At 38.7% G+C, this 12536-nt stretch carries 9 protein-coding genes; 4 read left to right on the top strand and 5 right to left on the bottom strand.

From position 1 onward, the window contains the following. Positions 1-42 precede the first annotated feature (42 nt). Positions 43-1599 carry a DUF2271 domain-containing protein gene (locus tag ACQ7EO_RS09715; RefSeq protein ID WP_434279468.1) on the bottom strand — a complete coding sequence of 519 codons (1557 nt, stop codon included), beginning with the start codon at positions 1597-1599 and terminating at the stop codon, positions 43-45. 101 nt (positions 1600-1700) lie between these two features. Between ACQ7EO_RS09715 and ACQ7EO_RS09710 the strand changes: the two genes are divergently transcribed. The 4 genes from ACQ7EO_RS09710 to ACQ7EO_RS09695 all read left to right on the top strand — a co-directional run bounded on the left by ACQ7EO_RS09710 (position 1701) and on the right by ACQ7EO_RS09695 (position 5665). After that, entirely contained in the window at positions 1701-2597 is an 897-nt protein-coding gene (locus ACQ7EO_RS09710) for a DUF4198 domain-containing protein (RefSeq protein WP_434279467.1), read from the top strand. 355 nt (positions 2598-2952) lie between these two features. Next, the gene (locus ACQ7EO_RS09705) at positions 2953-3831 is read left to right on the top strand and encodes a sulfite exporter TauE/SafE family protein (RefSeq protein WP_239045491.1); all 879 of its coding nucleotides are present in this window, start codon (positions 2953-2955) and stop codon (positions 3829-3831) included. Positions 3832-3974: 143 nt separating this feature from the next. Then, complete coding sequence (locus ACQ7EO_RS09700; RefSeq protein ID WP_004719768.1) at positions 3975-5066, top strand: 3-deoxy-7-phosphoheptulonate synthase; 1092 nt, start codon at positions 3975-3977, stop codon at positions 5064-5066. 74 nt (positions 5067-5140) lie between these two features. Continuing rightward, positions 5141-5665: a protein tyrosine phosphatase family protein gene (locus ACQ7EO_RS09695; protein ID WP_434279466.1), complete on the top strand. Its 525-nt coding sequence runs from the start codon at positions 5141-5143 to the stop codon at positions 5663-5665. Positions 5666-5778: 113 nt separating this feature from the next. Here the strand turns inward: ACQ7EO_RS09695 and ACQ7EO_RS09690 are convergent, their stop codons facing one another. From ACQ7EO_RS09690 to ACQ7EO_RS09675, 4 genes are all read right to left on the bottom strand, one after another. Continuing rightward, positions 5779-8736, bottom strand: a complete 2958-nt coding sequence (locus tag ACQ7EO_RS09690; RefSeq protein ID WP_434279465.1) for a M66 family metalloprotease — start codon at positions 8734-8736, stop codon at positions 5779-5781. A 365-nt stretch (positions 8737-9101) separates the two neighbouring features. Further along, a complete protein-coding gene (locus ACQ7EO_RS09685) occupies positions 9102-9830 on the bottom strand; it encodes a histidine phosphatase family protein (RefSeq protein WP_434279464.1) in 729 nt (242 codons plus the stop codon). Positions 9831-10205: 375 nt separating this feature from the next. Beyond that, entirely contained in the window at positions 10206-11057 is an 852-nt protein-coding gene (locus ACQ7EO_RS09680; RefSeq protein ID WP_004719760.1) for a 3'(2'),5'-bisphosphate nucleotidase CysQ family protein, read from the bottom strand. Between the two features lie 491 nt (positions 11058-11548). Continuing rightward, positions 11549-11989, bottom strand: a complete 441-nt coding sequence (locus ACQ7EO_RS09675; protein WP_224963645.1) for a hypothetical protein — start codon at positions 11987-11989, stop codon at positions 11549-11551. Positions 11990-12536 lie beyond the last annotated feature (547 nt).

Here is a 12536-nt window from a genome sequence, read left to right as displayed (position 1 = left end):
ATTTTCATCAAAACGCTTATCCGAACAGGCATAGTCAGCAAATTAATTCACTTTCTGGAAATTCAGTTTGACGACACCTATTTCCTTTTGTGCAGGTAAATTTTGAGAGGAAGCTTTTGCTTTTACGTCCAAGTTAAAAGTTTGATAAGAATGATCACCATGCTCACGTGAAGCTTCAACATGTATTTGATACTGTCCTGCATCTACAGTTTTACCATTGTCATCTTTACCATCCCAAGCCAGTTTATAATTACCCGGTTGGCGTGACGGTTTAGCAACTGCATCCAAGTTCGTTATTTGACGACCATAACGGCGCCACCATACATAGTTTGAATTAATCCATTTCGGGTCTTTGCCCCAAGCTGCAAGTGTCCGCACTAATTTTTTATCACTGTCGGTCACCCAGATCGAGATATAAGGTGCACGATAATTTTCCACAACCAATTTGGGAATAACCAAATCGATCACCGCTTGATAACCTGCGGGCCATTTTGCTGAAGCATTTGCTGCAACATTATGAAAATCTGCTTGCTGTGGCAGTTGAACCAAAGCATTCCAACCTGTGCTTTGGTGCGTTTCACCCGTTGATAGTGTCAGTTGAGCTTCATAACCGAGCAAAGATTCGATCAGTTGCATGCCTTCTGCTGGCTTCATCACAGTTAAGGCTGTTGCTAAAGCATCTGCATCCGCAGCACATTTTCCAACAACTACACATTGCTCAACATGTTGGATTGGCAAACCGGTATGTGGATCTAAAAGATGAGATTGCCCCGCCAGACTACGATAACCCTGACCACTGAATGCGACCGCTTGGTCTTTTAAGTTTAAAACTTGGCTTGGTGCTAGATTGTCATAGTGATTAAAGGCATCTTGTACACCAACATTCCAACCCGCTTGATTGGGTGAGGTTCCCCAAACGCGCATGTCACCACCAATATCCAGTAAAATGCCTTTTAAATTCGGTACCGTTTGGCGTGCTGCAATTAAAGCTCGATCAATAATATAGCCTTTTGCATAGCCATCTGGTGCAAAAGTAACAGAGCTATCCATTTGCACACTTTTTGTTTTTTCATCCAAACGAACACTGTTATCTTGCAACTGCGAAAGTAATTGATCACGTGTACTTTGATCAATTTCAAGCACGCCATTGGCCTGTTGCCACATCGCGATCAAATTGCCCAAACGTGCATCAAATGCGCCACAGGTTTTACCACGCCAAGCTTCACATGCAGCGATGACTTGATACAAATCCGCAGATGCTGTGAGATGCTTTTGTTGGTTGAGTTGCGAAATTTCACTGTCATTTTGCCAAGTAGATAACACTCGATTCAAATCAGAAATTTCTTTTTCGATTGCAGCTGTTGCACGCGCAGCTTCTTGTTGCGAAGTTCCAGTAATCACCACATCTAAAGATGTACCCAAAACATGATCACGATGGAAATGATGGCTTTCCAATTCAACATGGTTATTGCTTGTAGCAGAAACCTGCACTGTTTCTGCATAACTATGCAGTGGAGATATCAGTGCTAATGCCATGACTAGAGGCGAAAGACGAAATACGGCACGAGTTGAGGGTGAACGTCTGCTTGATGAGGACATACGGATAGTCTCTGAATTTTGTTAAAATAATATTGATAATGATACTTGTTATCAAGTACATTATGTAAAATATTTTAACTTAAGTTTACAGGACGCTTAAAATGAATCAATGGCTCAAAATTGCCTTGCTATCTGCATTACCCGTAGTTGGTTCTGCACATACCATCAGCCCTTTTATTCTCCCTGAAGTTTTTGATACCAGCGCATCCCAAAATGTAAGCTTCCAGAGTTCACTGACCCTTGAAAAATTTTTTGTCCCCAGCATTAACTTTAAAACCAACTATCTCCTTACAGATCCTAAAGGTCAGCAAATAAAAATAAACCCTGCTGCCGAATTAAAACGCTTTAATGTTGCTGAGTTTGATCTTCCAAGTGAAGGGACTTACCGTATCCGTACAGATAATGCTTTAGGGAATAGTAGTAAATATGCCCTTATAGATGGTCGATGGTTACGTATCCGCCCTGTACGTCCGCAAAATGCAAATGCTCAAGCGCCTAAATCTGAACAACAAAAAGCCGATGCTGAAAAAAAACCAGTAACACCACCACAACCGCCACGTTCAGTTTCAGCAGACCAAGTCCCTGCAAATGCACAAATCTTAGATGTGAAAAACAATATTATTGCTGAAAGCTTTGTTACTAAAGGTAAACCAAGTCCTGTCCCAGCAATCACTAATAAAGGATTTGAAGTTAAGTTTTTAACCCATCCAAATGAATTGTTTGCGGGTGAATCATTAAAAGCGCAGATTTTACTCAATGGCAAAGCTGTACCAAACCTTGAAGTTGATGTGTTTAAAGGCGCCAGTAGTTATGAAACCAGTGCGCAACGTGAACAACCACATGTAAAAACCAATGCAAAAGGTGAAGTGGAAGTTAAATTTGAAAAACCTGGAATTTATTTGATTACGACTTCTTATCCAGAGGCTAATCCTGACAATAGCAAAAAGCCAGAAAGTGAAATTTTTACTTATGGTCTAACCGTTGAGGTTGCTGAGTAAATCCTATTAAGATCTTAATTTTTATTTAGTAATTAGTATATTTATTAAGTTCTTTTACAAGTGTTTTTAAAAACATAAATCGACATAAAAGCACCCTCATCCTAGCCTTCTCCCAGAGGGAGAAGCGACTTTCAATACCAATATGATTCAATTCAAATGATCATTTTTCAATCCACCAAAGAGACCGAATCAAAATTTAGAATAATAATCAATTAGATAGATATACAAACCTGCATTTCGCTAAAGTTAAAAGACTTTAGCATTTTTTTGCATAAGCAAATCAACAATCAAGACAACCACTTATACAAAAAAGTCATAAGATATGCCTGTTTTTTGATATCTGGCAATATAAGTCATGTTTGGTCCTGTTGAGTTTATTCTAGCTGGCGTTTTAGTCGGCTTCTGTGTAGGTATTACTGGTGTAGGCGGTGGTTCTCTTATGACCCCCATCCTGATTAGTTTATTTCGAATAGAACCACACATCGCAATCGGAACAGACCTACTCTATGCGGCTATTTCTAAGTTTTGTGGCTCAATGGTCCATGCTAAAAAACTCAATATCGTTTGGCCGATTGTTCTCTGGTTAGCCTTGGGCAGTGTCCCTGCTTCATTTATCACCCATTGGGTTTTAGATAATTACCTCAGCAGTTCAACACACTACAAAGCCATTTTAACCATGGTGTTAGGCTTTATGCTGACCATAACAGGCTTGTCTATCGTGTTCCGTTCTAGAATTGAAAAATTCTTTGCCAAATTTCGTGCAGAAAAACAAGATTTTCATGAGGCCAATAATTTCAACATTGAAGGCAAACGTACTTATGTTGTGATTATGGGGATTGTACTGGGTGTATTCGTGACCCTTTCTTCTGTAGGTGCTGGCGCATTTGGTATCATGGCGCTGATCCTCATGTTTCCCAATTTACCGATGATTCGTATCATTGGTTCAGATGTGGTACATGCTGTTTTATTAACCTCTGTTGCTGGGTTTGCACATATGACATCTGGCAATGTAGATTTTCATCTGCTTGGATGGTTACTGGTGGGCTCAATTCCTGCAATTGTGGTGGGAACCTTAATCAGTTCTAAAATGCCAGAAAAAATGATTCGCAAGGTTTTGGGGATCACCCTATTTGCCTTGGGTATTAACTTTATCTTAAACCCAGTTAAATCCAAACCCGTAGAAAAACCACAGGTTGCAATAGTGACACCATCCGTCCAACAACCACAGGTTTAAAATTAAGCTTTTATTGATAACTAATAATTATGAATTGACCGTAAAGTTTTAATGATTTATTTATGACAAAACTTCGGCCAATTCATGTTATATTCTGACCACTAAAAATACTTTCTGTATGTTTCTAATACCCAGTGACGGCAATGAATACATTAAATTCAAATCCAATTACTCAATCAGATATTGATGACGTGAATGTCCAAAGCATTCAAACGCTGGTAACCCCAGCGGAACTTAAAGCTGAATTACCATTAAATGAAAATGCCTACCAAACTGTACTTCATGGTCGGGAAACTGTTCGTAATATTTTAGATGGTAAAGATAAACGTCTATTTGTTGTGATTGGCCCTTGTTCTATTCATGACCCTGTTGCAGCACATGATTATGCAAATCGTTTAAAAGTATTAAGTGAAAAAGTAAAAGATACTTTATATATCATCATGCGTGTTTATTTTGAAAAACCTCGTACAACCGTTGGTTGGAAAGGTTTGATCAATGATCCAGATATGAATGATTCTTTTAATATTGAAAAAGGTCTACGTTTAGGTCGCAAACTATTGCTTGAGCTAAACGATAAAGGCTTACCTTGTGCGACTGAAGCGCTTGACCCAAACTCACCACAATATTACCAAGATCTTATTTCATGGTCTGCAATTGGTGCACGTACAACGGAAAGCCAAACGCATCGCGAAATGTCTTCAGGTCTTTCTTCACCTGTAGGCTTTAAAAATGGTACAGATGGTGGTTTAACCGTTGCAACCAATGCTATGCAGTCTGTTAAACATGGTCATAGTTTCTTGGGTTTAAATAACGAAGGCCAAGTTTCAGTGATTCGTACTAGTGGTAACCCTTATGCACACGTTGTATTACGTGGTGGTAATGGTAAGCCGAACTATGATGCAGGTTCTGTTGCTGAAGCGGAAAATGCGTTAGCAAAAGCCAAAGTCAGCAATAAAATCATGATTGATACCAGTCATGCCAACTCAAATAAAGATCCGTATTTACAACCACTTGTGTTGAAAAATATCACTGAACAGATCTTAGATGGCAATAAATCTATTGTCGGCATTATGGTTGAAAGCCATATCAAAGGTGGACGCCAAGATATTCCTGAAAATCTTGCTGATTTAGAATATGGTAAATCGGTGACTGATGGTTGTATCGATTGGGAAACCACTGAAAAAGCGCTTCTGGAAATGGATGCGGCTTTAAAAGAAATTTTACCAAATCGTTAATTAATATAAAAACGCCATCTACATAGATGGCGTTTTTGTTTATGATGTTATTAAACATTTTCTGTAAGAATGCTATGAACGAACTTGAACAAGAACTCTGTCAAATCGCAAACTTCCAGTTTGTCCACGAACATTTACTGACTTCAGGTCAGCCGAGTGCTGAACAACTGAAACAGATTAAAGAATACGGCGTAGATACAATCATCAATCTGGCATTTACAGATGCCATCTTACACCTTGAACATGAAGATAAAATCTGTGCTGAGTTTGGACTCAACTACATTCAAATTCCAATCCATTGGGATACACCAGCAGATGATCAATGCTTATTTGTGTTAGATTTGATCGCGCATTTGGTACAGGAAAAAATCGTTTGGGTACATTGTGCAAAAAATATGCGGGTGAGTTGTTTGATGTATTTATATCGCCAATATTATATGGATATCGATATGCCAGCCGCACAAGAGTTGATGCATCAAATTTGGGAACCCAATGAAACTTGGACAGGCTTAATACATGCTGTTGCCTTACAACTGCAAGGGCGTAAAGCCACTGAAGATTTACAACACTCTTTGATGAATGCGGATCAGTTTTCTTAAACCAGCATAACAACAGTTCAATCATTGATACATTTAAGTAAAATCATCAACATGAACAAAAATAAGCGCCTTATGGCGCTTATTTTATTGTGATAACTTAATGTTTGATTTGCTTACTTGATCAATAGTTGCTTGATCAAAGCTAAATTTTCAGCGCGGGTTGCAGCCAAAATCAAACTGTTATTGGCAGTAAGATTTGTCCATTTTTGATTCCCACCAGTACCGCAATTATAACTAATCAAACGTGCTCGGTTATTGCTTAAATAACCATATTCCAAATCAAAACATTTTGAACCTTGCTCGATACGTTGCAGTGTGGCATTCATCGCCCACACTTGGCTTGCTGCATCATGGTTACATGAGCTTAGATTAATCACACCACCCTGATTGGCTAAACACTGATCCATATATTTTTTGCTGTGGATTTTACCCATTGCATCGTAGATCCACTGTTCAGTGTCATCACCCGTACAGCCACTCTTACCACTGATATAGGCATTCAATTTGCCATTAGCCAGTGTTTCAACTTTTAGACAATTTGTCCCATTTTTAATACTGGAAACATGGTTTAAATTGAAATCAGTACTTAGTTCCAACTTTGCCACAAACTGATTAAATGCCTCAATTGCTTCTACATTGCCACTTTCAAGATCAGTTCGATATGCATTTATCCAACGATTTAAACGATAAAGTTTAATTTGCTGTTGGGTATAACGGACCATTTCTGTTTGCGCGTCCGCTGACAATTCAGTTTTAAATTGACGATAAGAGTCAAATAATAAGCGTGAATCCGCATCTAGGCTGACCACCTCTTTACCTTTATTATTCAGCAAAGCTTGTTCGAGCTGTGGCATTTCAAGTGTTCTTAATGCCGAATACTCTGCTTCTTTACCAATAGAAACAAAAGGTGCCATTGCTTGTGTAGTGACTGGAATATTGATATTCGACAATTTCACTGCTTGCTGACCTGCTTTTTGGCAGTAAAGATCAACATTTTGAGGTGTATCACTTTGCGCAAGGTTGATATGGAACTTATTGGCATTGCTACCTGAATTTACCCGTTGTGGTGCAAGTGCAATATTTTCTACTTTGTTGGCATACTGCACATTTAACCAACAACTTGCAGCTGTGCCAGCCGTGTTGGCCTGAGGTAGATTAAAGACATTGCCCCAATTGCCTCGTGCCGCAGGATAAATAATCCCCACCTGATTAACTGGATCATAGCCACCTAAAATCGTATAAACAGGCACACTAAACAACCGTGGTTTTAAAAAGTTACCATCGGCACTGTTATACCAAACATTGCCTGAGTTTGGCGTTTTGGGTTGTGCATCAACCATTTCACGTGTTGCTGCATTCCATTTTTTATAACCTGTCGTAGAGTTTGGATCCCACACGTATTTATCAAAAGCAGGTTGAATTTTTAACCACATACTATAACCAGTATAGTGGGTATATTTGGAAATTGAGCTAGCGCTAGATCCACCACTCATGGCATCCCAACCATAGGCATAGAGATTTTGGAAGTTTGGTACACCATTACTGCCATCACCTAAATTGGTATTGCCCCAATTTAAATTGCCACGCATTTTATTTCGAAATGCAATATATCCCCAGCCGCTATCCGCATGGTGTGCAGACCAGAAATAATTTGTAGGACTTCCACTTGTTTCGACTGAGCCAGGATAATGCCCTAAACCATAGTGATGCCCGATTTCATGGCTAAATTCATTCCCCACCGAATCGATCAATGTCAAAATACCATTTCCACCACTTAAGCCGTGATTGGACTCACCATTGGCATATTTACCTCTGGCATGATGAATCACCACACTTTGAGTCACTTGTGGTTGCTCTTGGCTTTGCATCGATGAACTGGTGACACCCCAATTCGCTAAGTTAATTCCAACACTAAATGTCGATTTAGCGGTGTTTTCACGCATATCTCCATCATAGACACCACCATTTGTTGCACTAACAGAATCGTAAATGACGCCACTTGCAACCATAACCCGATTAAGCTTCATTTCATCGTATTTGCTGACAATCATTTTTGCAGCAGGGATGGTTTGGAAATAATCGGTTCCTGCTTTTTCAGGTTCCAACAGCATATAGTGACCATTGGATTTAGGCGCATCAGTCAATAAACCTAAACGAATACTTTGTACCACCAACTCGCCTGGTGCTGCAAAATCAATATCTGTTCCAGCTAAAGAACCACTGCGATTGTTTACAGAGTCTATAATACGGATGGATAATCCTGAACGTACCTCATCCCACTTTAATGCTACTGACCATGCCTGTTTAGAGTACATCACCCGCGCTCGATCATCCTGATTAGATTGATCGGAAGCAGCAAGACGTGAAGGCTCTTTTAGATTTACGGTACGTATCAGTTGGTTACCTTGATAAATTTCCGCTTGTAATTTATCAACATCTCCCATTGAAACCAACGGTGTAACCAATAACAATGCATCTTTCTGCGTTGTTAAGCGTGGCATTTTATCCTGTTCATTATTCTTCGGATTTACCACATGGCTTTGGGCAAACTGTAGCATTGCAGCAAAGTCACCATTTAAATCATTGCGCAATAAGCGATTTCCACCCTGTGCATTAAAATCATAAAAGCCTAATACACTGCTTGAGATTTTATTTTTAACTGGTTCTGGATATTTTTCTACTACAGGTGGTGTTGTGCCTGTACCACCATTTGAACCGCCCGAACCATTTTCAGGAGGTTGTGTTGTACCACCATTTGAGCCACCTGAACCACTCTCTGGAGGCTGAGTCGTACCGCCATTTGAACCGCCCGAACCACTCTCAGGAGGTTGTGTTGTACCACCGTTTGAGCCGCCTGAACCACTTTCAGGAGGTGTCTCTGTTGATCCACCTGAACCGTTGTCTGGAGTTTCTGGTGTACCATCTCCAGGTAACTCATTTGTACCATCGCCAGGGTTTTGCGGTATATTCGATGGCTGATCATTTGTTGAATGGCTATCACTACCGCCCCCACATGCGATAAGCATTGCTGAAAGCGTACAAATTGTTAAATATTTAAACCGTAATTGCATCACATATCTTCCCCATATTTATAACGACTTATCTCTATCCTTGGTTTCTGAGATTAGATTAAAATAATTATATATTTCAATTATTTAAATATATCATATTGTTTGTAATCATGTGATTTTTATTTAAAAAATATAAAAAGGACATTATTGCTCTAAATTTTACTTTTATGGATTTATTGAGTTTTAGGTTGTTATTTAATCACACCAAGCCTGCTTACAACATGGTGTTAGCAATAGCATTACTAACTTAAGACTTTACTTTTTACATTTTTTTTACATGTTATTGCTATCGTGTGGCGACATGGATGTCGCCCATTGTGTAAGGAATACACTGCTATTTAATCTTCTTCTTGTATTTGATCCAATTATTGCTGAAACTCTCGTATCGACAATTCACCACGTTCACCTCGCCAAATCCATTTTAAATGACTATCTGCAAAACGCTCGCCTTCAAACCAAACAAATAGACCTTCCATCATCTCAGGCCAATCACTTTGACTGATATAGGTACGTTTTGAAATCACCGCAATAATCGCAGCAAGAATCGTATCGTGGCTCACAGCCAAACTAATACCGTTGTTTAGCGTAGGATGTGTTTCATAGATTAATTCAAGCACATCCACCACACCCGTAATCGGATGCTTCATACCAGGTAAGGCATTATTTACAAAACTGTTGATAAAACCTAAAGCACCTTGTGCTCTAAAATAGGGAGCGGCCTGTTTAATATCCAGCACAAAGCTTCCCGGCTCAACCAATAAGCCCTTTTCTACAATTTCGATATGATGGGTATTCGGATAAGAAGAAATTCCGTCAGCGCCTTGAATCATCAAAGCCGCGGTATCGACACAACGCTGAATGGGGCTTGAAATACAATGTTGGATCACACGATCCGTATTTTCAATCAAATAACAGCCCCAAGCTTGGGCTAAATCACGACCTTGGGAAGTTAATTGCAGATCATAACCTGCCAGCCCCTGCCCATTCACAACCTCACGAATTGAATGACGCGTGAATAAGGTTAGAGGTGTTTTCGCATCGGGCAATAAATCTATTGCTTTTAGCATACTGTTCGGCAATAAATCTAAGGCCATATCAACTTAAAACTCATTTTTATACAAGCTTACTATAACATATGCAGCCAAGCGCTCAATCTAGGGTCTGTTAACATTTCATAAATGGCTTGCGTTGTAGGTTAAAATTGAGCAGGCAAGGCAGGAAACGAGGAGAATAGCGAGACTATTTTCGAGTTTCATAACAAAGGCTGAGATAATTTTAGCCACAACCCTTCGGGACTAGCGTGTTTTTTGCCGTTACGTCCTTACGAACTACTTATTTAGAATGACTAAATTTCGTATTTCGTGCCTAGTATCGCCTAAAAAACACACGTAGTCGCAAACATAGACGAATTGTCAACAGACCCAATATCAAAGTGTTAAATTATCTATAAAATGCATATGTATATCAGATTAAAAGCTCACATTGCTTAATGCTTCTAAAGCAATTTCTTTATTTTCGACATTCCGAAATGCGATAAATCCATCATTTAACACGGTATCACGTTGATTATAGGTAAATGGAACCGCAGCTAAACTCAGTAATCCACCACCAATACTTTCCAATAATCCTTGTCCTGCACTGGTATCCCACTCAGAGGTAGGATGGAATCTTGGATAAATATCAATTTCGCCTTCAAGCATCATACAAAACTTATAGGCACTGCCCGCCTCTCGTCTAATGACAGGCGACTCTTGTTCAATATAATCAATATATTGCTGATACTTTGGATTTTTACTGCTATGGCTTAGTCCAATTTGAATTGCATCTTCCTCTACAGCTTTAAACTTGCAATAACGTTCCCAAGTACGATGAATAAAGCAATATTTATAAGGCAATTCTGTTAAATATCCCAAATACATCACTTGCTCTGTCGGTACAGCAATGATTGAAAATATGGTTTGATGGTTGTGAATTAGACTTAAATTAATCGTAAATTCATCACGTTCATGAATAAATTCTTTGGTTCCATCCAAAGGATCCAACATCCAGCAGATATTCCATGTATGTCGTTGAGAATAATCGCTCTCTTCTGATAGCACTGGAATTTCAGGAGTGATTTTCGCCAATTGTTCAATTAAATAAGCATTCACTTTTAGGTCAGCTTGTGTAACAGGTGACTGATCATCCTTTTTATCAATATTAAACGCATTTCCAGCACAATAATTTTGGTATTCCTCGAGCAAGATTTGACTTGCAGATGCCAAAACTGGAACTAATTTTAAAATTTGTTCATCTTGTGGTGCTTGAGTGGTAATAAACATTGATCCGACCTGTAGGATGTCTGATTTTTGTCCACAAGCCTACCATTTTTTTATGTTGAGTGCATGAAAACAATAGCTTTTAACTAATAAATATCCTGAGTTTGGCGTGATAAAAAGCAAAATCTATTTGTCTTTTACACTCTCTAACGACTTGCCTAATCTGATTATCTACATTCAATCGAATATTTAACCTAGCAAACTCAAAAGAAGTCCACTCATTGATTAATCATAATTGAAAATTTATACTCACAATGCAGGAGCAAGGACTTCCCGATGGCTTGATGATTCAATGCACAGGGTTCCTGCCGTTGGGTTTAATAGCATTGCTAACCTGTTGCCAGAACCTGTAACCAGCCAGTGGGCAACCGAAAGAACGAAGGACGCCACCCCAAAGACCCACTTTTTTAAGTGGGTCTTTCTTTCTAAATTACTTGTTATTTATTTTTAGTCATAAAAAACCTCCCTAGAAGAGAGATTAAATTAATTATTTCTTACCATGGGCAACTTTCTTTTTCCCCATTAGCAACCCGTTCATACTTCGGAAAATGCCTTTTCCACATACCTGTCACCGCCACCACATCGACTCTTACACTGCTCGAATCTGTAGCTTTAGTCAAATCCAAATCTAAAACATAATTCTTTGGTGATAACCCACCATAAATCGAATACTTGATATGATTACCATTTTTAGACTTATCAAAACCTTGATCTACCCCAACTTGTGCATGGTTTAAATAAATCTTTGCATTATTTAGTGTGTAGTAACATTTATCTAAAAACTCATCAAAATTTCTTTCAACAACATCTAAATCCCTATTTACATTAAACTGGTATCTAGTGGTACTTTTTGTTTGAAGCTCTTGAGAGCTTTTAGGCAGGCTAACACAAGCTGTCAAAGTAAAAACAAGTGGAATGATTAAAATTAGTTTCATGATTTTTTTAATTTTACTTTACTGATTTATAGTAAACCAAACTAGCATTGATTACCTATATTTTCCAGCCCTCATCAACATTCCTTACAAAATCATAAATCCACTTCACTCACTTTTCACATTCTTTTTTAAATGTCCAAGTTGAATTAACTGAATCTGCAAATTGATTATTCACAATTGAAAATTTATACTTGTCAACGCATGGGCGAGGACTTCCCGATGGCTTGATGATTCAATGCACAGGGTCCGTGCCGTTGGGTTTAATAGCATTGCTAACCTGTTGCCACAACCTGTAACCAGCCAGTGGGCAACCGAAAGAATGAAGGACGCCGCCCCTAACAGGTCTTTTTTGACACTGAGTAGGATAAAAGAATCATGGTAACAGTGAAGTCTTTATTAGAAGCTCAGTTTATGGGCTTTTATTTTTTCTGTATCCCTCTTCAATATTCTTTACACGCTCATTAATCGACTTCACTCACATTTCACACTCGTTTTTGAATGTCCAAGTTGAATTAACTGAATCTGCAAATTGATTAATCACAATTGA

The organism is Acinetobacter sp. CE-15, from assembly GCF_051059255.1.
GTDB classification, from domain to species: domain Bacteria; phylum Pseudomonadota; class Gammaproteobacteria; order Pseudomonadales; family Moraxellaceae; genus Acinetobacter; species Acinetobacter guillouiae.
The sequence above is the reverse complement of the archived record's forward strand: the minus strand, read 5'-3'. Positions and strand labels throughout refer to the sequence as shown.

Excerpts from the sequence above, each read along its gene's own strand:
- ACQ7EO_RS09705 (WP_239045491.1), top strand. The coding sequence starts at position 2,953 with ATGTTTGGTCCTGTTGAGTTTATTCTAGCTGGCGTTTTAGTCGGCTTC.
- ACQ7EO_RS09690 (WP_434279465.1), bottom strand. The coding sequence starts at position 8,736 with ATGCAATTACGGTTTAAATATTTAACAATTTGTACGCTTTCAGCAATG.
- ACQ7EO_RS09695 (WP_434279466.1), top strand. The coding sequence starts at position 5,141 with ATGAACGAACTTGAACAAGAACTCTGTCAAATCGCAAACTTCCAGTTT.
- ACQ7EO_RS09680 (WP_004719760.1), bottom strand. The coding sequence starts at position 11,057 with ATGTTTATTACCACTCAAGCACCACAAGATGAACAAATTTTAAAATTA.
- ACQ7EO_RS09700 (WP_004719768.1), top strand. The coding sequence starts at position 3,975 with ATGAATACATTAAATTCAAATCCAATTACTCAATCAGATATTGATGAC.
- ACQ7EO_RS09685 (WP_434279464.1), bottom strand. The coding sequence starts at position 9,830 with ATGGCCTTAGATTTATTGCCGAACAGTATGCTAAAAGCAATAGATTTA.
- ACQ7EO_RS09715 (WP_434279468.1), bottom strand. The coding sequence starts at position 1,599 with ATGTCCTCATCAAGCAGACGTTCACCCTCAACTCGTGCCGTATTTCGT.
- ACQ7EO_RS09710 (WP_434279467.1), top strand. The coding sequence starts at position 1,701 with ATGAATCAATGGCTCAAAATTGCCTTGCTATCTGCATTACCCGTAGTT.
- ACQ7EO_RS09675 (WP_224963645.1), bottom strand. The coding sequence starts at position 11,989 with ATGAAACTAATTTTAATCATTCCACTTGTTTTTACTTTGACAGCTTGT.